This is a genomic window from Synechococcus sp. 1G10 (genome assembly GCF_002252625.1).
In the GTDB taxonomy this organism is placed as follows: Bacteria; Cyanobacteriota; Cyanobacteriia; order PCC-6307; family Cyanobiaceae; genus Regnicoccus_A.
The window spans coordinates 23,062-43,547 of sequence record NZ_NQKW01000022.1 but is presented as its reverse complement, the minus strand read 5'-3'; the positions used below and the strand labels follow the sequence as shown (position 1 = coordinate 43,547).

Annotated in this window: 20 protein-coding genes; 8 read left to right on the top strand and 12 right to left on the bottom strand. The window is 66.1% G+C overall.

Annotated features, from left to right (window positions below):
* Positions 1-133 precede the first annotated feature (133 nt).
* From CJZ82_RS14605 to CJZ82_RS14585, 5 genes are all read right to left on the bottom strand, one after another.
* Positions 134-940, bottom strand: coding sequence for an inositol monophosphatase family protein (locus tag CJZ82_RS14605; protein ID WP_094556490.1), 807 nt, complete (start codon positions 938-940; stop codon positions 134-136).
* The gene (locus CJZ82_RS14600; protein WP_094556498.1) at positions 937-2,346 is read right to left on the bottom strand and encodes a BCD family MFS transporter; all 1,410 of its coding nucleotides are present in this window, start codon (positions 2,344-2,346) and stop codon (positions 937-939) included. The genes CJZ82_RS14605 and CJZ82_RS14600 overlap by 4 nt, the downstream gene beginning before the upstream one ends.
* A 67-nt stretch (positions 2,347-2,413) precedes the next feature.
* Positions 2,414-4,111 (bottom strand): TolC family protein, encoded by a 1,698-nt coding sequence (locus CJZ82_RS14595; RefSeq protein WP_094556489.1) that lies wholly within the window; start codon positions 4,109-4,111, stop codon positions 2,414-2,416.
* Positions 4,112-4,175: 64 nt separating this feature from the next.
* Entirely contained in the window at positions 4,176-5,564 is a 1,389-nt protein-coding gene (locus CJZ82_RS14590) for a TIGR03279 family radical SAM protein (protein WP_094556488.1), read from the bottom strand.
* Between the two features lie 46 nt (positions 5,565-5,610).
* Positions 5,611-6,483, bottom strand: a complete 873-nt coding sequence (locus CJZ82_RS14585) for an undecaprenyl-diphosphate phosphatase (RefSeq protein WP_094556487.1) — start codon at positions 6,481-6,483, stop codon at positions 5,611-5,613.
* A gap of 227 nt (positions 6,484-6,710) precedes the next feature.
* On the opposite strand from CJZ82_RS14585, the gene CJZ82_RS14580 reads away from it, so the two are divergent.
* From CJZ82_RS14580 to nadB, 3 genes are all read left to right on the top strand, one after another.
* A complete protein-coding gene (locus tag CJZ82_RS14580; protein WP_198949797.1) occupies positions 6,711-7,343 on the top strand; it encodes a DUF3120 domain-containing protein in 633 nt (210 codons plus the stop codon).
* Between the two features lie 171 nt (positions 7,344-7,514).
* Positions 7,515-7,892, top strand: a complete 378-nt coding sequence (gene psbU, locus CJZ82_RS14575; protein ID WP_094556486.1) for a photosystem II complex extrinsic protein PsbU — start codon at positions 7,515-7,517, stop codon at positions 7,890-7,892.
* Between the two features lie 60 nt (positions 7,893-7,952).
* Positions 7,953-9,680, top strand: a complete 1,728-nt coding sequence (nadB, locus tag CJZ82_RS14570) for an L-aspartate oxidase (protein WP_094556485.1) — start codon at positions 7,953-7,955, stop codon at positions 9,678-9,680.
* On the opposite strand, the gene CJZ82_RS14565 is transcribed toward nadB, so the two are convergent.
* A complete protein-coding gene (locus CJZ82_RS14565) occupies positions 9,664-10,584 on the bottom strand; it encodes a vitamin K epoxide reductase family protein (RefSeq protein ID WP_198949796.1) in 921 nt (306 codons plus the stop codon). The genes nadB and CJZ82_RS14565 overlap by 17 nt on opposite strands.
* The gene (locus tag CJZ82_RS14560; RefSeq protein ID WP_094556484.1) at positions 10,581-11,417 is read right to left on the bottom strand and encodes a BtpA/SgcQ family protein; all 837 of its coding nucleotides are present in this window, start codon (positions 11,415-11,417) and stop codon (positions 10,581-10,583) included. Before CJZ82_RS14560 ends, CJZ82_RS14565 begins: the two co-directional genes overlap by 4 nt.
* A gap of 112 nt (positions 11,418-11,529) precedes the next feature.
* Here CJZ82_RS14560 and rimO point away from each other — a divergent pair, with 112 nt between their 5' ends.
* Complete coding sequence (rimO, locus tag CJZ82_RS14555) at positions 11,530-12,963, top strand: 30S ribosomal protein S12 methylthiotransferase RimO (protein WP_094556483.1); 1,434 nt, start codon at positions 11,530-11,532, stop codon at positions 12,961-12,963.
* Positions 12,960-14,198: an MFS transporter gene (locus tag CJZ82_RS14550; protein ID WP_094556482.1), complete on the top strand. Its 1,239-nt coding sequence runs from the start codon at positions 12,960-12,962 to the stop codon at positions 14,196-14,198. The genes rimO and CJZ82_RS14550 overlap by 4 nt, the downstream gene beginning before the upstream one ends.
* Here CJZ82_RS14550 and CJZ82_RS14545 read toward each other — a convergent pair.
* A complete protein-coding gene (locus CJZ82_RS14545) occupies positions 14,175-14,267 on the bottom strand; it encodes a cytochrome B6 (protein ID WP_143593690.1) in 93 nt (30 codons plus the stop codon). The two genes, CJZ82_RS14550 and CJZ82_RS14545, sit on opposite strands and share 24 nt — an antisense overlap.
* Before the next feature lie 92 nt (positions 14,268-14,359).
* Here CJZ82_RS14545 and CJZ82_RS14540 point away from each other — a divergent pair, with 92 nt between their 5' ends.
* The gene (locus CJZ82_RS14540; protein ID WP_094556480.1) at positions 14,360-15,964 is read left to right on the top strand and encodes a B12-binding domain-containing radical SAM protein; all 1,605 of its coding nucleotides are present in this window, start codon (positions 14,360-14,362) and stop codon (positions 15,962-15,964) included.
* 25 nt (positions 15,965-15,989) lie between these two features.
* On the opposite strand, the gene CJZ82_RS14535 is transcribed toward CJZ82_RS14540, so the two are convergent.
* Positions 15,990-16,412 carry a DUF4346 domain-containing protein gene (locus tag CJZ82_RS14535; protein WP_094556479.1) on the bottom strand — a complete coding sequence of 141 codons (423 nt, stop codon included), beginning with the start codon at positions 16,410-16,412 and terminating at the stop codon, positions 15,990-15,992.
* A gap of 22 nt (positions 16,413-16,434) precedes the next feature.
* Entirely contained in the window at positions 16,435-17,613 is a 1,179-nt protein-coding gene (locus CJZ82_RS14530; RefSeq protein ID WP_094556478.1) for a GNAT family N-acetyltransferase, read from the bottom strand.
* On the opposite strand from CJZ82_RS14530, the gene CJZ82_RS14525 reads away from it, so the two are divergent.
* Positions 17,612-18,112 (top strand): hypothetical protein, encoded by a 501-nt coding sequence (locus CJZ82_RS14525; protein WP_233130272.1) that lies wholly within the window; start codon positions 17,612-17,614, stop codon positions 18,110-18,112. The genes CJZ82_RS14530 and CJZ82_RS14525 overlap by 2 nt on opposite strands.
* On the opposite strand, the gene CJZ82_RS14520 is transcribed toward CJZ82_RS14525, so the two are convergent.
* Complete coding sequence (locus tag CJZ82_RS14520; RefSeq protein ID WP_094556476.1) at positions 18,099-18,746, bottom strand: dihydrofolate reductase family protein; 648 nt, start codon at positions 18,744-18,746, stop codon at positions 18,099-18,101. The genes CJZ82_RS14525 and CJZ82_RS14520 overlap by 14 nt on opposite strands.
* Positions 18,743-19,681 (bottom strand): 6-carboxytetrahydropterin synthase, encoded by a 939-nt coding sequence (locus CJZ82_RS14515; RefSeq protein WP_094556495.1) that lies wholly within the window; start codon positions 19,679-19,681, stop codon positions 18,743-18,745. The genes CJZ82_RS14520 and CJZ82_RS14515 overlap by 4 nt, the downstream gene beginning before the upstream one ends.
* Before the next feature lie 103 nt (positions 19,682-19,784).
* On the opposite strand from CJZ82_RS14515, the gene CJZ82_RS14510 reads away from it, so the two are divergent.
* Complete coding sequence (locus CJZ82_RS14510) at positions 19,785-20,483, top strand: shikimate kinase (protein WP_094556475.1); 699 nt, start codon at positions 19,785-19,787, stop codon at positions 20,481-20,483.
* Positions 20,484-20,486: the final 3 nt, after the last annotated feature.

Here is a 20,486-nt window from a genome sequence, read left to right as displayed (position 1 = left end):
TCCCGACCGCTTTTGAAACTTACAACACCGACGGCAGGCTCTCGCCCCCACTTCAGTTGCAAGCCCTGCAGCGCTCGCCTTCCGGCTCACGCGCAGTTCAAAAACATACCACAGAACAAGCCGTGCTCGGGGCTCAACCCCGAAGAAGCGCTTCGGCCCAGGGCATAAAGCGCTCAAGCGCCTCCGGGCTGCTGGCGGCCAGCACCGGAAAATCAGTGTGGCCATGGTCGTCGCCAGGCCTCAGCTGCTCAGGGCTGCGCACCAGCCAGCGCATGGGGCACTGCAATTCACTCAGCACCAGCCAGGCTGCAGCCAGATCCCAGATCTTGGGGGTGGCCTCCAGCGCCATCACGGTCTGGCCCATGGCCACGCTCACAAGGTTGAGGCTGGCGACCCCGAGCAGGCGGATCTTGCCGGGGAAGCGCCGATCCGGCAGCTTCTGCAGCACCCCGATCGAACGGCTGCAGAGCGAAGCACACCCGGCCGCCTGGGCCTCATCGCCCGGCGGGTTCAAGGATTTGCCATTGCGCCAGGCGCCCAGCCCACGCACCGCGATGATTCTCTGGCGCAAGGGAGGCACATCCAGCACCGCCAGCACGGGGACACCTCCCTCGAAGCGAGCCAGGGAAATCGCCCAGTAGGGAATCCCGGCGGCGAAGTTGGTGGTGCCATCAAGGGGATCGACCACCCAGTAGGCGTCGGTGGAGGGCACCAGCTTGCGGCCCTCCTCACTGAGAACCCCCTCGCCGGGATAAAGCAGCTCCAGCCCCCGCACCAGGGTTTCATCGCTCCAGCGGTCACAGGCGGTGATCAGGCTGCCATCGGCTTTGGCTTCCGAGGCCATGTGGCCGAAATCCTTGCGTTGCCGCTCGGCAACGGCATCAAGCAATTCCGTGAGCCTCAGAGCCTCGGGTGGAATTGCGGTAAAGGTGGCAGTCATCCGAGTTCGGTGGTCAGGACCTGGGTCAGCTGCCTGGTGGTGTCGTCGCGGAAGCGGTGAACATTGAGGGCGACCAGCACCCGCAGGGCCGCCAGGGCGATCAGCGCGGCCGTGCCCAGGACCAGGGCATAAGGAATAAAAGGACCCTGGCCGGGGATGATGGCACGACCCAGATCCAGCAATCCGCCACCGATCAGTTTGGCCGTGGCGCGGGAGAATGCCTGGGCCAGGCCCCACACACCCACGAAGGTGCCAGCGGCTTCCGGCAAGGTGAGATCAAGCATCAGGCACAGGGTGCTGTTGGTGCCGATGCCGGAGGCCAGCCCGAAGAGCAGCAGCACCGCCTGAAGCAAGGGGACCTCACCCACCAGTCCGCTCAGGATCAGCAGGAGCATCGAGGCCAGAATCAGCTGACAGCCAAGCCTGGCCGTGGCGTACTTACCCAGCCTGGGCACGATCCACCAACCCGCCAGCACCAGGCCGAGCAGGGTGCCGACCCCCCAGAAGGCATTAAGCGAGGCGGTGGCAGCAATCGGCATGGCGAACACGTCGGCGCCATAGCTCTCAAGGATCGGGTCCTGGATGAACAGGGCCAGGGTGAAGAGCACCACGAACAGGAAAAAAACTGCCACCTGCCGACTGGAGGTGATCAGACGCCATGCCTGGGGCATGGTGATCGCATCGTCCCGCGCTGGGCTGGTGCCGCCGCCGACGGTTTTGGTGGTAGCCGGAGCGGCGGGCTCGACGCCCCAGGTCGCAACCAGGGTGAGGCCCATCACCGCCAGAGCGGCCCGCACCATGAACCGAGAGAGCACAGCCTCCAGCACAAGCGGGTCAGTGACGCCGTCGAGCCCCTTGAGGCTGCGGGAGATCACCACCGCTCCCACCACGATCCCCACGGTGAGCATGCACCAGATGATTCCCACCGCCCGGGGTCGCTCCCGCTCCTGGGTGCGGTCGATCACCAGGGCCAGATAGGGGGTGGTGGCCATCGAAACAGCCAGCCCGTAGGCGGCGAAAAGGGCACACATCAGGACTGTGCCCAGAATGGTCGCGGCCCCATCCCCCAGCTCCCGGGCCGCAGCCAGCCGGAAAATCACCGGCACCACCAGCACTGCCAGCCCGCAGAAAAGGGCGGCGCCCAGCCAGATGTACGGGGTACGGTGGCGGCCCGCCAGGGGCCGGGCATCGGAGAGCTGGCCGAAGAGAATCCTCGATGGGGCCACGAATTGCTCGAAGGCCAAGGCCCCACCGACCAACAACGCAGGAAATCCCAGTTCACTGATCATCACCCGGTTGAGCATGCCGGCAAAGATCACCGCCAGAAAACCGAGGCTCCCCTGGAACAGCCCCAGCCGCACGGTGCTGGCGATCGAGAGGCTGGGCGGCGAACTGGAGAGAGCCATGGTGGAGGGCAAGATTCAGGCAACGAAACCTTCCGGCCACCCGGGTTGATCCCCCGCCGGGCACTCTCTAGGGGGAGAGTGGACCACGCCCATCCGGCGCACGCACCTCAGACTGACAGGCCGGCAACAGCGGTTGGGGCTCGATCGGAATCTGGGTGGTGGGATCGGAGGCCGGCTTGCTGGAGGGGAGCGTGGGCGGCTGACAGAAAGCCACCTGATCCAGGCCCGTGCTGCGCCTCAGTTCGGCCAGCTGGAGGTTGTAGTCGGTCACGGCGCGGGCGTAGCTCACCTCCGCCTGGGTGAGGTCGCGCTGGCTGTCTACGACCTCCCGCTGGGTGGTGACACCAGCCTGGAAGCGCAGCCTGGCCAGGCGCAGCGCTTCGCGAGAAGAGATTACCGCCCGGGAGGTGGTGGTGATGTCGCGATTGTTCTGAAGGAGCTTGTAGAAACTGGTTTCCACCTCCAGCCTGATCTGGTCGCGGCGGTCGGCGAAGTTGAAACGCTGCTCTTCTGCCGCCTGTTTCTGCTGGCGGTACTGGGCGGCGGCCCGGCCACCGTCAAAGAGATTCCAGCTCAGATTCAGGCCAATCGAATTGTCGACGCCGTAGGTGTAACTGCCCATGTTGATCGGCAGATCCACCGGAACCCCATTCCGGCCGTTGCTGCGATCCCAGCCGAAGTTGTTGACGATGCTCAGAGACGGCTGAACCTTGCCGATCTCATCATTGGCATTGCTGTTGGCAATTGATATCTGCAGGATGACCTGATCGAGTTCCTCACGGAAGGCATAGGCCGCCACGATGCTTTCCTGCAACGACGGCGTCCAGGTGCCCACCACCCGGGCCGGCTCCTTGGCCGTCGGCGTGACGTCCTGGGGAAGATCCAGCAGGGAGGCCAGAGCCCGGCGAGCCACTGACTGCTCGGCCAGGGAATTGGTCAGCAACTGCTGGTCACGGGCCAGCTGGGTTTCCGCCTGGAGCACCTCAAGCTTGGTGGAGACCCCCGCCTGAAACCTGGCTCGGGCATCCTTGAGACTCACCAATGAGGCCCGCACCGATTCCTGACCGATGCGCACGCCCTCATCGGCAAGCTGAAGTTTGAAGTAATTCGTGGCGGCCTCAAGGCGCTTGCGGCGAAGCTCGATCAAGTATTGATTCTGGGCCCGCTCGAACTCGTCGCGGGCCGCTGAGATCTGGGGAACCCGCCGGGGATTGATCAGGTCCCAGCTAATCCCGATGTTCATGTTGGCCCCAAGGGTCTGCCCCTTCGTGCGCGACTCAGGCGTGGCAAGGGGGCCGGTGGCGTCGGCGTCGTAGCGAAACCGGTAGCTGTTGGTGAGGGCCGGGAAGGCGCTCCCGGTGGAGAGGTTGATGTTGGGATACCAGGCTGAGATCTTTGCGCGCAGGTTGGATCTGGCCTGATCCACCCGGGAGGCCGCCGCCTTGAGGAAGGGGTTATTGGTCTCGGCCAGGGTCTCCACCTCCCGGAGGCCCAAGGGCCGCAGTTGCTGGATTTTGACCTGGGCAGGCCTGGTGGGCAGCGCCAGGGAGGGTGGAGAGGCCAGGGGTTTTAAACCGGGCTCAAGCTCGGTAGCCGCCGGTGGAAGAACGGTGGGGTCCGATTTGGGCCGGTTTCCCATGACCTCCGGAGCCAGGGGAATCGGCACGGGCTGGGCTGGGCGTCCAAGCACAGCCTCAGCCGGAACAGCCGCTGGAACTGCGTCCTGGGCCAGGCTCACGCCCTGAAAGCAAGGGACCAGAGCCATCCCTGCTAAGGCTGCAGAGGCAAGGAAGGAGGGCCGCACACAGATAACCGTTGTTGGGCCGAGCTTAAAGAGCCGAGGCCTGAATGCCGAGGCAGGCGGCCACGAAATCATCCGCCCCCTGCACCAGGCGGATCGGCGCAGGCAACCGACGCTGCAGGTCCTCAAGTCTGAAGTCATCCAGGAAGACCGGCTCCCCCTGACGCAGCATCACCGAGGGAAGCAGCAGCTCATCCCCCAGCTCCTGACCCTCCAGGCCGGCCAGGAGATCTGAGCCCGTGAGCAGGCCGGTGACCACCTGCTCCTGCCCCCAGTAGGGACTGGGCAGACCATGGAGTCGAAGCGACAGCCCTTCGACGGCATTGAGGCGATCGACCACTGGCTGCAGGGCCTCGGCCACCAAGCCCCCGACAACCCAGCTCAGGCGCCGGGGCTGCAACAGGCGGCGGGGCAGGCGGCTGGTGGCCTGATCTAGAGCTTCAAGAAAGGCACGGATACTGCCGACCCCATTCTCCTGCTGGGGCAGATCCTCGTAGCTGGCGCGCTCCGGCAGGGGAAGGCCGGCCATGAGATACCACTCGTCGGAGAGCCAGGCGAAGCGGCTGCCGAGTGCCGCCCGGAAGCGGTCCTGGAGGGGCTCCACCTGCTCGATCACCCGGCGGGCGCAGGCGCGGTCGACCGGCACCAGACCATCCCCCGGGGGACGGAAGCGAGTCAGACCCACGGGCACCACGGCGGCGGAAAGCACGGCCGGCCAATCGCCGTCCCCGAAGCTGGCCAGATCCAGCAGGGTGCGCTCCAGGGCCGCTCCATCATTCACCCCCGGGCAGACCACCACCTGGGCATGGATCTGCAGCCGCCGCTCGCCGAACCAGCGCAACTGATCGAGCAACAGGCCGGCCCTTGGGTTCACCAGCAGGCGGCTGCGCAACTCGGAGTCGGTGGCATGCACCGAGACAAACAGGGGCGAAAGCCTCTGCTCCTCGATCCGCTGCCAATCCGCCGCGGTGAGGTTGGTGAGGGTGAGGTAGGAGCCGTAGAGAAAGCTGAGACGGTAGTCGTCATCTTTCACATAGAGGCTCTGGCGCCGGCCGGGGGGCTGCTGATCGATGAAACAGAAGGCGCAGTGGTTGTTGCACTGGCGCAGGCCATCGAAGAGGGCCTCGGTGAAAGCAAGCCCCAGACCGTCATCGGCATCCTTCTCGAGCTCGACCTGATGGCGGGTGCCATCGGGGTCCTCCACCTCCAGGCTCAGCTCCTCCTCCCCCACCAGCACCTGCAGGTCGATCAGGTCGCGGGGCCGCACCCCGTTGATACTGATCAGCCTGTCCCCGGGCTGGAACCCGAGGTCTTCGCCGATCGACCCGGGCTCCACGGCGGCCACCACGGCTGGCTGGGGCTGGCGGGCTGAATCCACAGGGGCCAGGGGTAGACCTGCGGAGGGTTCGTTCCACACGGCGGAGACTCGAAGCGGAGAGTTTCAGTGTGGGCGGCTGAGGGCTTCAGCTGACGGCTGGATCCATCCGCCAGACCCAGAGCAGCAGCAGCAGCCCGAAGGCCAACCGGTAGATCACGAAGATCCAGGTGCTGTGGTGCTGCAGAAAGCGCAGCAGCCAGGCGATCGCAAGCCAGGACACCACGGCAGCTGAGGCAATACCGATCAACAAGGGGATCGGACCCAGGCTGGCTCCGGTGGCGAAGGCTGACTTCAGCTCCACCAGTCCGGCCAGGGTGATCGCCGGGATTCCGAGCAGGAACGAGAACCGGGCCGCCGCTGCCCGCTGCCAGCCATCGAAGAGCGATGCGGTGAGGGTGCTGCCGGAGCGCGACACCCCGGGGATCAAGGCCAAGGTCTGGGCGAGGCCCACCAGCAGGCCATCGATCGGGCGCACCTGGAGCAGATCCTTCTGGCGTCGACCGCTCCGCTCGGCCAGAGCCAGCAGCAGTGCCATCACGATCGAGATCAGGGCGATCGAGGTGATGCCGCGCAGCGGCGAGCTCTCGTAGGCAGGCCACAGGATTTTGATGGCCAGGCCGGCCAGCACGATCGGCAGGGTGCCGATGCCCATGGCCACCCCCAGCCGCGCCGAATGATCCCCCCACTGCCCATGGCGGAAGGCACGGCTGACCCCCGAGAGCACCTCCGCCAGGTCGTGGCGGAAGTAGACGAGCACGGCCGCGATGCTGCCCAGCTGAATCACGGCCGTGACCGCCACCCCAGGATCGCCCCAGCCGAGCAGTACGGGCACCACCTTGAGATGGGCGGTGCTGCTGATCGGCAGGAATTCAGTGAGGCCCTGCACGATGCCAAGGACCAGGGCGTGCCAGCAGGCTTCAAGAAAGCCTGGAACCGGGGCTGAAAGGGCAGAGCCCATGCGCGGAATGGCGCGGCGGAGCCAGTGACCCTATGACCGCCCGGCGCGTAGCTCCACCTCCGGCGTCCTTTAAGGTTGCGTACCTTTCTTCACAGAACCAGGTGATCGGGGCCACCGCCACACCTCCCACGTCCGCCCTGGTCCCCGAGACCCTCGTTATTTCTCTGCGCCCATCCAGCGCAGCGCTGAAGGCGCCCCTGGGAGGATCACATGCAGCTCTTCTGCCCATGGTGGGCGCTGCCCTTGTGGTGGTGCCTGTCTTCCTTCAGGCTCCCTGGGTCCGCCTGCACCCCAGCAGCGCCACGCTGTTCACAGCCGTGATCATGGCCGCCGGGCTGCTGCTGGAGTTGCGGGGCCCTGATCGCTACCGCGGTTTCGGGCCGCTGCTGGTCGGCTTCAGTGGCAGCTGGCTGGCTGGCTGTCTCTTCTGGGGATGGTGTCGCCTGCATCCGCTCTGGCATCTGCCGATCGAGGCCTTCGCCCTGCCTCTGGCGCTGGCAGGCCTGAGCGGTCGCTGGCGCAGCGCCTCCCACTTCTATCTGGCCTCACTCCTGGGTACCGCCTGCACCGATGGGGCAATCGCCCTCACGGGGGTGATGCCGCTCTGGCCGCAGGTATTGGGCGCTCCGGTCCATGAAGCACCCGCTCTGTTGCATCGGGCAGCAGTACAGGTGCTGGAGCCGGCCTCGCTGGCCCTTGTTCTGGGCATGGCGGTGGCCCTCACGCTGCTGGCGCGCCGATTCCGCCGCTTGGGTACTGGCGGGCGATTGGCCGCAGCCACCCTGCTGACCACCCTGGCGGTGGACGGGTTGTTCCTGATCGCCGCCCTGCTCAGCCCCCAGCTCAGTGGATTGATCTGAAGGGAAGCGGAACTGCGGGGCGGGAATTGAAGAACTGCAAAAGGCTTGGCGCTGTGTGGATTGATCCGCCAACTGGCCTGTAGCGTTGCCCCTGACCCTGCTCGGAGTGCTTCCGAGTCAAGGCCTCCATCCAACGGCGATCCTCACCGATCCACACCACGGAGAACTGCAATGAAACGGCTGGTTGCCTGGATGATGAGCGGCGTACTGCTGGCCGGCCTGCTGGTTTCCCTGTTCCTGCCTCCGGCGGTCCAGGCGGAGGAGCTCCGCAATGTGGCGGACGAGAAGATCGCGGCCCGTCAAGGCAAGGTGGATCTCAACAACTCACCCGTGCGCAGCTTTCAGCAATTCCCCGGCATGTATCCGACCCTGGCCGGCAAGATCGTGCTCGGGGGTCCCTACGAGGAGATCGACGACGTGCTCAGCCTGGATCTGACGGATCGGCAGAAGGAATTGTTCGAGAAGTACAAGGACAATTTCACGGTGACCCCACCCTCAATCGCCCTGAATGAAGGCGACGATCGCATCAACCCGGGCGTCTACCGCTGAACCCCTAAAGTCGCGACCCTCCGAAAGCCGTCGGTCTCCGGCGGCTTTTTTTGCGGCCCCATGACCTCGACACCCCACACCCGACCACCCCTGGCTCCGTGCTGGGATGTGGTGGTGGTGGGTGGTGGCGCTGCCGGGCTGATGGCCTGCCTGGAGCTGCCCGCAGAACTGAGGGTGCTCCTGCTCAGCAAGGAACACGGACCCCGAACCGCCAGCCGCTGGGCTCAGGGCGGCATCGCCGCAGTCACCCGGGCTGAGGACAGCCTGGAGAGCCACCGCGATGACACCCTGCGGGCAGGGGCAGGTCTCTGCGATCCAGGCGCTGTCGATCTGCTGGTTCGGCAGGCTCCGGCCTGCGTTGAACGGTTGCTGGGGCTGGGCATGGCCTTTGACCGCGACGGCAGTGGCCTGAGCACAACCCTCGAGGCCGCCCACAGCCATCGGCGGGTGCTCCACGCCCAGGACCGCACTGGAGGCGTTCTGGTGGATGCCCTGGAGCGGGAGGTGCTGCGCCGTCCGGGGCTGGTGCAGCGCAAGGGGCTAATGGCCCTTCAGATCTGGGTTGAGCATGGCCGTTGTCTCGGCCTGCAGGTGCTGGAGAACGATCAGGTGCGCTGGCTTGGGGCCCGCGCCGTGGTGCTGGCCAGCGGCGGCGGCGGCCACCTGTTCGAGAAAACCACCAATCCTTCCCAGTCCACGGGCGATGGTGTGGCGATGGCCTGGCGGGCCGGGGCCGCCATCCGCGATCTGGAGTTCGTCCAGTTCCACCCCACCGCCCTGATGCTGCCAGGGGCCCCCCACTTCCTGATCTCCGAGGCGGTGCGGGGTGAAGGCGCCCGCCTGATCGATGCCCACGGCCACAGTCCGGTGGCCGACCTCGCCAGTGCCGATCTGGCGCCCCGCGATCAGGTGAGCCGTGCCCTGGTGCGAACCATGCAGGCCCAGAGCGTTGACCACCTCTGGCTCGACCTGCGGCCGGTGGGAGAGGAGCGACTGAACCGTCAATTTCCAACGATCCTGCGCCGCTGCCGTGAGCTGGGCCTGGAGCCCATTTCGGCGCCGATCCCCGTAGCTCCAGCCGCCCACTACTGGATGGGTGGTGTGAGCACCGACCTGGACGCCGCCACCAATCTTCCGGGCCTCTACGCCGTGGGGGAAGTGGCCTGCACAGGCGTGCATGGGGCCAATCGGCTGGCCAGCAATTCACTGATGGAATGTCTGGTCTTTGCCGGGCAGCTGCGGCACCTGTCCCTGCCGGAGCAGCAGCCCTGGCCACGCTCCTGGGAATCACCCTCGCCTGCGGGGGGGGGCAGCTGCCCCTCCTCTCTCGCCCAGGCCCAGCCCCTGGAGAGCGACCTGCTGGCCCAGAGCGAGCTGCTGCGCCATCTCTGCTGGCAAGTGGCGGGAGTCGAGCGCCAGGAGCGGGGCCTGCGGGAGGCCCTGCGGCTGATCCGCCACCAGCGACAGGAGCTGGACGATCAGCCCTGGATTCAGGCCCTGGAAAAGCTCGAGCCCGGCGATCAGCTGACACTTGGGCCGGGAGGTGGAAGTGTTCTGCGCCCCCTCAACGATCTGCGCCAACTGCTCACCCTGGCGGATCTGCTGGTGGAGGCTGCCCTGTTCCGCCGGGAGAGCCGCGGCGGCCACTATCGGACCGACTGCCCGGCGCCCCAGCCCTTCTGGCAGCGCCACTCACTGCAACGGCGCGGTGAGGCGATCCACACCACCCCGTTGCTGAGTGGGTACCCCGACTTAACGCTGGCCTGTGAGTTCAGAGCCGGCCCTTGAAACCACTCAATTCGGCCAGCTTGGCGAGTGGCTTCACGCCGGAATCCAGCTTGCCGTTGATCTCCCAGGTGGGGAATCCCTCAAGTTTCTTGCTGTCGCAGAGCGCTTTCTGATTGTTGACGCCATCGGCGGCGCATTCGATCACCTTCAGCTTGGCGTTGGCCTCCTTGCCGAACAGTTCCTTCTGTTCATGGCAGTGGGGGCACCAGTAGGCGGTATACATCACAGCACCTGTCTGACTGAGGTGCTCCGCAAGGGCCAGGGTGGCTGGGGTACTGACGCTGATGACGGGCGGTGGTGTGCCGCGGGTGCCCATGGCGGCGGGCCGATCAACGGAAGCGGCCCAGCCCAGACCCACCAACCCCACCAGCAGGGACACAAGAACCCCACGAAACACCAGCTGGCCGCGGTCGTCCCACTGGCCGCCGATGAGGCTGAGCACGAACAGGCTCAGGCTGAGAACAGCCGAGAGCACACAGAAGAGACAGAAGGCCTTGATCTTGAACATCAGCAGCCCCATCAGGAGCAGGCTGAACACGGCCATGCCGCCGGTGAGGAGGAACAGCCCCCACCAACTGCGTTCGGCGATGGCCATGCGGGCCTCGCCCCTGAGGATCAACGGCAGCACCGCCAGCACCAGCACCGTGGTGTAAGCGAGGAAGCCGAAAAGCGAGAGCGGCTGGCTGAAGATGCTGCCCCAGGCACTGTTGAGCACCTTGTCGCAGCCTTCAGCGCCTCCGGGGCAGCTGAGTGGGGAGAGCAGGCCCCAGCGCTTGAGAGTGATCGCGCCGGTGTCGATGCCACCGATCGTGGCCAGAACGGCCATCACCACACGAACCCAGCGCAGTCCGGCGTCAGATCGTCGACGGCTGCTCAGACGACTGCTCAAGCGGGTGGAGGTCACGGCAAGGGCTTTATCTGGGCTGATTGTGGCAGCAGCCGCTTCAGAGCACTGACCCGCTCGGGATCCACCGGCGCCGAGATCAAGCCGTTGCGCTTGAGGGCCGTGCCGGCGATCACGCCGTCACAGACAGCCGAAAGCCTCTGCAGCGTCTGGGCATTGGCCCCGCTGCCGATCAGTACAGGCGCCCCGGCTGCCGCGGCCCTGGCCTGCTCCAGATCAGCCGGATCGGTGGGTCTGCCGGTGCCCGTACCCGAGACGATCACACCATCGGCGCCGCCGCGCTCAAGCACATCGCTCACGGCCTCCGCCATCGACAGCGGTGCCAGGGGGGCTCCGTGCTTGACCAGCACATCGGCCAGGATCCTCACCGATTCGGCACCCAGCAGCCGGCGCCGGCGCAGCAGCTCGGCGGCCACCCCCTCGATCAACCCCTGATCGGTGACCGTGGCGCCGCTGAGCACATTCACCCGCAGAAAGAGAGCGCCACTGGCCTGGGCGATCGCCAGAGCCGCCAGCGCGTCATTGCGCAGCACGTTGATGCCTACAGGCCGCTCTGTGGCCCGCACCACCGCCAGGGCCAGCCTGGTCATGGCCGCCACCGTTTCCGGCGGCACGGGTCCCCGCCAGAAGGGCACATCGCCGAAGTTCTCCACGATCAGGCCATCGACGCCACCGATGAGATAGGCCTCGGCATCGGCGAGGGCGGCGGCCTCCAGATGCCCCATATCACCGGCCCAGCCCGGTGATCCAGGCAGGGGACCGAGGTGAATCACCCCGATCAGCGGACAGGGCTGGGGAAACAGCTCACGCCAATGGGATTCAGAGCAGGGCATGGCAATGGCCGCAGCAGGAGAACGAGCCAGGCCGAGGCACCCGGGAATCCCTAGGGTGACTGATTGGCCCCAGGGGTTCGACCCACGGCCAAGGTTTTCGGCCTCCGCACCCATGTCACCCGCCAGCGCAGCTTTCCCAGCAGGATCGATTCGGCCCGGGGAGTCCGGCAGCAGCCGTCCGACCGTGGCCTTCGCTCACCTGGGCTGCGAAAAGAACCGGGTCGACACCGAGCACATGCTCGGACTGCTCGCCCAGGCGGGCTACGGGATCAGCGCCGATGAGCGCGATGCGGCGGTGGTGGTGGTGAACACCTGCAGCTTCATCCAGGACGCCCGTCAGGAATCGGTGCGCACCCTGGTTGAGCTGGCAGAGCAGGGCAAGGAACTCATCATCGCCGGCTGCCTCGCCCAGCATTTCCGCGAGGAGCTGCTGGAATCGCTGCCGGAGGCACGCGCGATCGTCGGCACCGGCGACTACCAGCACATCGTGGAGGTGCTGGAGCGGGTGGAGGCCGGTGAGCGGGTGAACCGTGTGAGCGAGGTGCCCACTTTCGTGGGCGATGAGCATCTGCCCCGGTACCGCACCACCTCCGAGGCGGTGGCCTACCTCAAGGTGGCGGAAGGCTGCGACTACCGCTGCGCCTTCTGCATCATCCCCAGGCTCCGAGGCGACCAACGCTCCCGCACGATCGAGTCGGTCGTGGCGGAGGCCCATCAGCTCGCCGCCCAGGGGGTACAGGAGCTGATCCTGATCAGCCAGATCACCACCAACTACGGCCTCGACCTCTACGGCAAGCCCCAGCTTGCGGAGCTGCTGCGGGTCCTGGGAGAAGTGGAGATCCCCTGGATCCGGGTTCACTACGCCTATCCCACCGGCCTCACATCAGAGGTGCTGAGCGCCTATCGGGACGTGCCCAACGTGTTGCCGTATCTGGATCTGCCGCTGCAGCACAGCCATCCCGAGGTGCTGCGGGCCATGAACCGCCCCTGGCAGACCGGCGTCACAACCGAGCTGCTGGGACGGATCCGCCAGCAGCTTCCCGATGCGGTGCTGCGCACCACGTTCATCGTCGGCTTCCCCGGTGAAACCGAGGAGCATTTCGAGCACCTGCTCCGTTTCGTGGAGGAGCAGCGCTTCGATCATGTGGGGGTGTTCACCTTCTCTCCGGAAGACGGCACCGCTGCGGTGGATCTGCCCGATCCTGTGCCGGCCGAGGTGGCGATCGAGCGCCGCAACCGCCTGATGGCGGCTCAGCAACCGATCGCGGCCGAGCGCAATGCCAGCTGGGTGGGCCGGATCGTTGATGTCCTGATCGAGCAGGAGAACCCCAGCAGCGGCGAGATGATCGGGCGTTGTGCCCGCTTCGCTCCCGATGTGGACGGGGAAGTGCGCGTGAGCCCGGGCGCCGGCGGCCTCTGCGCCTCCCCCGGAACCATGGTGCCGGTGCTCATCACGGCCTCCACCCCCTACGACCTTCAGGGCGAGGTGGTGGGTGCCCGGGCCATGGTGGAGGAGGCTCTGGCCACCCGCGGAAGCCGCGGTTGAGGCACTGGATCCGCCGCAACCAGCGCACCACCTTTCTGATCGCCTCGGGGCTGAGCACCGCCGGCTCCTTCGCCGGACTCACCGCCAAGGGCTGGATCCTGATGGACCAGACCAGCAATCCGCTGTTGCTGGCCCTGCACTTCGCCGCCCTGGCCATGCCGAGTCTGCTGGCCAGCGGCACTGCCGGGGTGCTCACCGACCGGATCGGCTGCGAGCGGGTGCTGATCCGCTCCCAGTGGGGCCTGGTGGCCGGCGCCTCCCTGGGGGCAGTGGCCATCCCTCTGCTGACGGGAGCCGCCCAGGTGAGCCTGCTCCTGCTCAGCACCCTGGTGGTGGGTCTGGCCAGCGCCTTCGAGCTCACTGCTCGCAACAAGTACTGCGCCCTGCTGGTGGATGAGCCGGCCCAGCTCGCTCCCTACCTCACCTCCTTCTCGGTGGTGTTCAACGTCGGCAAGCTGGTGGGGCCACCCATCGGTGGGCTGCTGCTCGCCCTGACGGGACCAGCCACGGCCCTGGCCATCGACGCGGCCTCCTACCTGCTGCCGATCGCAACGGTGCTGTGGCTGCTGCAACCCAACCTCAGCGCCGAGCGGCGCAGCGGCATGGGCGTTGATTCCAGCCTGGCCAGCGCCTGGCGGGGCTGTGGCGCCAGCCTTCGCCACGTGCTCGTGTTCACGGGCCTTGCGTGCCTGGCGGTCTTCTTCCATCCCGGTCTGGCGCCACTGATCGCCGCCCAGGTGCTGGGACCATCCCCCCAGGCCCTGGGCTGGTTCACGAGCGTGCTGGCGGCGGGCAGTATCAGCGGGGGGCTGCTGCTGCAACGACGCAGCCAGTGGCTGAGCGAGCGCCCTTCCCTGCTTCTTGGCACCTGTGCCGTGATCACCAGCCTCGCCCAGCTGGGCATGGCCCTGAGTGCGCCCACGGTCTTCCGGCTGGGGATGACCTTTCTGATCGGAGCGGGGACCGCTGGTCTGCTGGCAGGCAGCAACCTGATCCTGCAGGTGGGAGCTCCGGTGGTGCTGCGCGGACGTATGGCAGGCCTTGGCCAGATCGCCTTCCTCGGCGGCGGCGGCTTCAGTGGCCTGATCGCCGCCGTGCTCACCCTGAGGATCGGATTGCCAGCCACCTTCGCGCTCATGGGCAGCATTGGCCTGGGGCTGGGGCTACTGGAGCTCACCAGCCGCTGGGGACTGCGCCTGAATCCAGGGGGCTCAGATCAGCTTGATGCCGCGTAAAACCGTGGACAGAAGGAAGGCCGTCACCAGCCCAGCGGCCACCAGAGCGAGGTAGAAAACTGCCGCCATGGCCTGCACGGGAATACAACTCGCTCATTAGAGCAGAGCAACCCTGCTTCGGTGGGTTCCCCTTAGGCTGGCGCCCTACGAACCGGTTCAGCATGCGCGCTCTGCTCGTCTACCCGGAGTTCCCCAAGACCTTCTGGAGCTACGAGAAAATCCTCGAGCTCGTGAACCGAAAGGTCTTGCTCCCGCCACTGGGGATGGTCACGGTGGCGGCCCTGCTGCCCCAGCAATGGGAGTACAAGCTCGTCGATCGCAATGTGCGCGAGGTGACCGAGGCCGAGTGGGCCTGGGCGGAGCTGGTGATCATCTCCGGGATGATCGTGCAGAAAGCCGACATGGCCGCCCAGATCGCCAAGGCCAAGCAGCGGGGTCTGCCTGTTGCGGTGGGAGGCCCCTTCGCCAGCTCAACCCCTGATGCCCCAGAGATAGCTCTGGCCGATTTCAAGGTGCTCGATGAGGGTGAGATCACCCTGCCGATGTTCATCGAGGCCCTTGAGCGGGGCGAGCAGCAGGGACGCTTCAGCTCGGACGGCGAGAAGCCCGACGTGACCGGTACCCCCATTCCCCGTTTCGATCTGCTCGAGCTCGACGCCTACGACTCGATGTCAGTGCAGTTCTCCAGGGGCTGCCCGTTCCAGTGCGAGTTCTGCGACATCATCGTCCTGTATGGACGTAAGCCCCGCACCAAGACACCCGAGCAACTGATCGCCGAGTTGCAATATCTCTACGACCTGGGCTGGCGGCGCTCGATCTTCCTGGTGGATGACAACTTCATCGGCAACAAGCGCAACGCAAAGTTGCTCTTGCCGGCCCTGAAGCAATGGCAGGTTGAGCACGGATACCCCTTCAGCTTCGCCACCGAAGCGTCGGTGGACCTGGCCTCCGATGAAGAAATGATGTTGATGATGGCCGAGAGCCGTTTCGACAGCGTCTTCCTCGGCATCGAGACCCCGGATGAGGCCAGTCTGGAAACGGCCCGGAAGCTGCAGAACACCCGCAGCTCCCTGGAGGAATCCGTGGATCGGATCACCTCCTACGGCATCCGGGTGATGGCCGGCTTCATCATCGGCTTCGATGGGGAGAAAACCGGTGCCGGCAAACGCATCGTCGAGTTCGTGACCCGCACAGGCATCCCCGCCGCGATGATGGGAATGCTGCAGGCCCTGCCCAACACCGGCCTCTGGCATCGGCTGGAGAAGGAAGGACGGCTGATCCAGGACAAGGCTGACGCCAAGGGGGTGAACCAGACCAACCTGCTCAACTTCGTGCCCACCCGCCCTATCCGCGACATCGCCAACGAATACGTGGAGGCCTTCTGCAACCTCTATGAGCCGAACGCCTACATGGATAGGGTCTTCAGCTATTACCACAAGGTGGGCAAGCCCCGCTGGAAGCCCTTCCTGAAGCCGGAGCATTCCGGCTTCAAGCTTCCCAGCTGGACAGACGTGCGGGCCCTCCTGATCGTGATCTGGCGCCAGGGCCTGATCCGCGACACCCGCGGTCGGTTCTGGCGTTACCTGCTGGCCATGGCCCGTACGAATCCCGATCAGCTCGAGCAGTTCCTCGTTGTGCTGGCCCACAACGAGCACTTCATGGAATACCGCAGCATCGTCACCGAAGAGATTCAGGTGCAATTGCAGTCGCTGCCGCCGGAACCCCCTCCCGCCACGTCAGATGTGAGGGAACTCCAGCCAGCCTGAGAAACCCTGAGCTCAAGCAGGCCCTTCAGTCCTGGATGTAGGAGTCGCCGGAACGCAGGGCCGCTTCGGCCTTCTGCAGTTCACGGCCCAGGTAAAGGGCGTGATCCAGCCTGCTGATCGGGGCTGGGGATGGCCCCTCAGTCAGCTGAATACCCAGCTGTTTGGCTGTGCGGCCTCGAAACACCGTCAACGGCCGGCGGGGGGCAGCTCCACGGCAACTGAGCACTTCACCGGTTTCAGGATCAGTGGCCAGGCCTCTGGCATTGATGCCGTTGCTGTAGAGCTCCGCCATCAACTCTCCCCGCTCGCGATCCAGGCTGATCAGCACATAGCCGGCGGGATCGAGGTCGATAGGGCGCTGCGACAGGCGTTCATCGAGCTCTCGCAGCTCCTGCAAGGGTGGAGCTGCATAGGTGGGTGAAGACGTGATCGAGGATCGCTTATCCATGCTCTGATCGTAAACAGCGGCTTCAGCAGGTGCCCAAGGGCAGATCCCGACGGCTGAAAGGCAGTTCGGCATTTTCCGCCTCGATCTCCTCGAGCATCTGGGCATTGGCTTCGGGCAGCCAGCGACGCAGCAGCCGATCGAAGCCCGGATCCTGCCAGCGGTGCAGGCTGGCTCGGGGCTCGGCCAGAAAACCCCGGCGCCGCTTGTGGCTCCCGCCAGCCCCTGGATCAAAGCAGCGGATGCCCTGCTCAATCGCCCACTCGATCGGGGCGTAGTAGCAGACCTCGAAATGCAGGTTCTCGATCTCCCGATCACTGCCCCAGTAGCGGCCCCAGAGAGCCTCGCCATGGCGCACGCACAGCGACATCGCCACCGGCTCCTGCGGATCGCCCCGATGGGCACTGAAGAGCACCAGATGCTCCCGCAACTCAAAGGCATCCAGCCGGAAGAACTCCTCACTGAGGTACTTGCTGCCCCAGGCCCCCCAGCGGCTGCAATGCTGGGCGTAGAAGTGGTGCATCCGCTCCAGCATGGCGGCGGAAATCGCAGACCCCGCCAGGGGAGTCACCTGCAGACCGGCCGCGGCGATCGAGCGCCTCTCCCGGCGGATGTTGCGCCGCTGGTTGGCATTGAAGCCAGCCAGATAATCCTCGAAGCTGCTGAATCCAGCATTGCTCCAGAGACTCTGCTGGTTCAGCCAGGTGGCGCAGCCAGCGGCCTCGGCCCAGGGCTGCCACTGGGGATCCACGTAGAGGAAGTTGCAGCTGAAGATCTTCTGTTCGCGGCAGAAGCGATCGATCAGCTCCAGCATCAGGGCCGTGACCTCTGGCCCGTCTTCACTGGGATCGATGTGAAAGCGATAACCCTGCACCGGGCTGAGCGGGCTCATGCCCACCAGCTTCGGGTAGTAGCGCAGGCCCAGCTGACCGGCGAGCTGGGCGAAGGACTGATCGAAGACGAATTCCCCGTAGCTGTGGCCCTTGAGGTAGAGCGGCGCCACGGCAATCAGCCGCTCCTGGCGCCACAGGCTCAGATGGCAGGGCTGCCAGCCCTGGCGGGGCACGATGCTGCCGGAGCGCTCAAGAGCGTGCAGCCAGCTCCAGCCGTAGAACGGAAGACCCGCGGGCCCCGTGAGCTCCTGCCAGGCTTCACGGGAAATCTCCGTCATGGCCCGGTGCCAGCGGGCCTGCAGCTCAGCCATGGCAGAGGATCACGTGGGCTCGACGGCGAGGGGCAAAACTAACGGCATGGCGCAACGACTGCACCGGTTGTCGATCCTGGCGGCAGCAGTCCTGACGTTGTCAGGGGCGTTGGCCTCCGGGCTGGGCAGCCCCCTGCCCGCCTCGGCCAGTCTGCTGGGGCCGGTGCTGCGCCTGATGCGACCCCAGCTGGAGAGAAAGCTCAGCGAAGCGTGCGTGAGCGCTGCCGCCGGCGGCCAGGCCAACCTGGAGCGCAGCCTGAAGGAACCCTGCCGCCGTCTGGCCGTACCAGCCAGCGCCTGCCTGATCTCCGAGGCCGAGAGCAGCGGGCGCAGCTTCGGGGTGATCAGCGAACTGGCCCGGGGCAGGCTGGGCGACGACAGCGAGGTGGTGGTGAAACGCTGCGTTGCCAAACTGCTGGGGCTGCCCGCCGACAGTCTCAAGGAAGTGTCGCTGGAAGACCTTCAACGCCGCTTCAAACGGCCCGTCACGCTGCCGTAGGAGCACTGCAGCGATAGCGCAGCAGCAGTTCACCGCCCCCCAGGGGCCGGTGCTCCAGCAACTCCCAGCTCTGACCCGAGAGGTCGGGCGCCAGGGGACTGACCCAGCCATGGCTGCCACCCAGCAGCAGTGGGCAGAGGCTGAGCTGCAGCTCCTGCACCAGTCCCTCCGCCAGCAGGGCCGTGGCCAGTTCGGCGCCACCGAGCAACACCAGCCGGCGCAACCCTCGCCCTGCCAGTTCCGCCAGGGAAGCCCGCCAGTTACCAAGAGCCACATGGCCATCAAAAGCAAGCTGGGCGGGCCCCGTCGAAAGCAGCCAGCGCTCCAGTGGTTGGGAGAAGAATGGAAGGCACGGCTCGAGTCCTCGGCCGCGACTCACCACCACGGCGGTGGGTTGAGGTTGGCGCCCTTCCAGGCGGCGACGCGCCAGCAGCTCAGGGCGATGGATCAAGCAGGTGCTGCGGTGCAGCCGCAGCGTGGCAGCCCCGACAAGGCAACCATCAGCCCAGGCAAGCGCCTCTTCGAGCACGGCGCGGTCTCCGGCAGCTCCAAGCTGGGCGGCACCTCCCTGGGCTGGCGCGAGGCGGCCATCGAGGCTGATGGCCAGCACCAGGCGCAGCTGGGGCAGGCTCAAGCGCCGGCCAGAGCCTCAAGCACAGCGGGGCGAGTATCGAGCAGGGGCGTTTCGGCAAACACCTCAGCGGCGTTGTTCGGGCTCTCCTGGAGACGCACCTTGTGAAGCGAGGCACCAGTGGCGGCAATCGGAGCGCTGAGCAGATCGGCTATGTGCAGGGCGATGTTCTCAGCCGTGGGGACACAGCTGGCGAAATGGGCCACATCCTTGTTGAGGAAGGTGTGATCGAAGGGCTCCACCACCAGCTCGTTCACCAGACCCTGCAGCTCACCCAGGTCGCAGACCATGCCGGTACGGGGATCGATCGCACCGCGCACGGTGACATCCAGCAGGTAATTGTGGCCATGGCCATGGGGACGGGCGCACTTGCCGTAGATCGATTCGTTCTCGCTCTGGGACAGCTCTTCGCGGGCCAGGCGGTGGGCGGCGGCGAAGTGGGTACGGATCGAGAGGAAGGCTTCCATGGGATTGCCGATGACATCGGCCCAGAGGATGGGTTGCTCGTAGAGACGCAGACCGACGAGCGGCAGGTGAGGGGCCAGTCGTGTCCAGATCGCCTGGAGCAGAGCCTCGGTGGTAGGCAGGCAACCCTCGGGCCGGCTCAGATCGAACTCCGGCCAGCAGTCGTTGAGGAAACGGAAATCGAGGGGATCGGTGACCTCCCGACGGATTGCGTGTTTGACATCAGACAGGTTGAGCACCATGCCATCGCCATCAAGCGGGCCAGCCATCGCCACGATCAGCTCGTAGTTATGACCATGACCCGGAGCGAGGCTGCAACGGCCAAAGCGGCTGACGTTCTCCTCATGGCTCAGCTCCGGCAACCGGTATAGGTGGCTGGCGCTGAACAGGGCCCGTCGGGTGATCACGCAGCCACGGCCGCGGCCGTGGTGGTTGATGCCGGCTGAAACGCCAGTGCTGGGTGTGGCGGGCATCGCCAGGATCCCGGTGGCCATCGACTCGGCGGCGTCCTGCTGGGTCATCCTAGGGATTCCGCCCCTGGCAACGCCGGACCCAAGTCTTCGCCGACCAGCCCCGATGGCCTCTGAACAGCCCTCCCCCGCCAGCGTCAGCCCGGATTTGCCGGGGAGCCTGGAGGGCCTCAACATCTACCTGGTGGGGATGATGGGGGCGGGCAAGAGCAGTGTGGGACGCCCGCTGGCCGAAGCCCTCGGCTATCGCTTCATCGACGCCGACAGCGTGCTCGAGCAGCACGCCGGCTGCTCCATCCCGGAACTGTTCGAGCACCAGGGAGAAGCGGCCTTTCGCAAACTGGAGTCGGCCGTGCTCAATCGCATCGCCTGCTGGCATTCCCTGGTGGTGGCAACAGGCGGTGGCGTGGTCAGCCGCCCCGTCAACTGGGGCCAGATGCGGCAGGGGCTGGTGGTGTGGCTGGACGCCCCCGAGGAGCTGTTGCTGGAGCGCCTGCGAGCCGATCCAGGCCAGCGGCCCCTGTTGACCACGGCTGATCCCGAGTCGCGGCTGCGCCAGCTGCTGGACGAGCGCCGTCCTCTCTACAGCCAGGCTGACCTGAGGGTGCCCCAGGACGGACGGGCGGCCGCGGACGTGGCTCTGCAGGTCCTGGAGGCGATCCCGACGGTGCTGCGCCAGCGGGAGGCACCACCCCAGGCTCCCACCGAACTGATCGACATCAACGGCGCCAGCGCGGCGAGCCTGAACAGCACAGCAGAGCTGCAAGCAGTTCCAGGTCTGCAGGAATCCTCGGATCGGAACTGAACT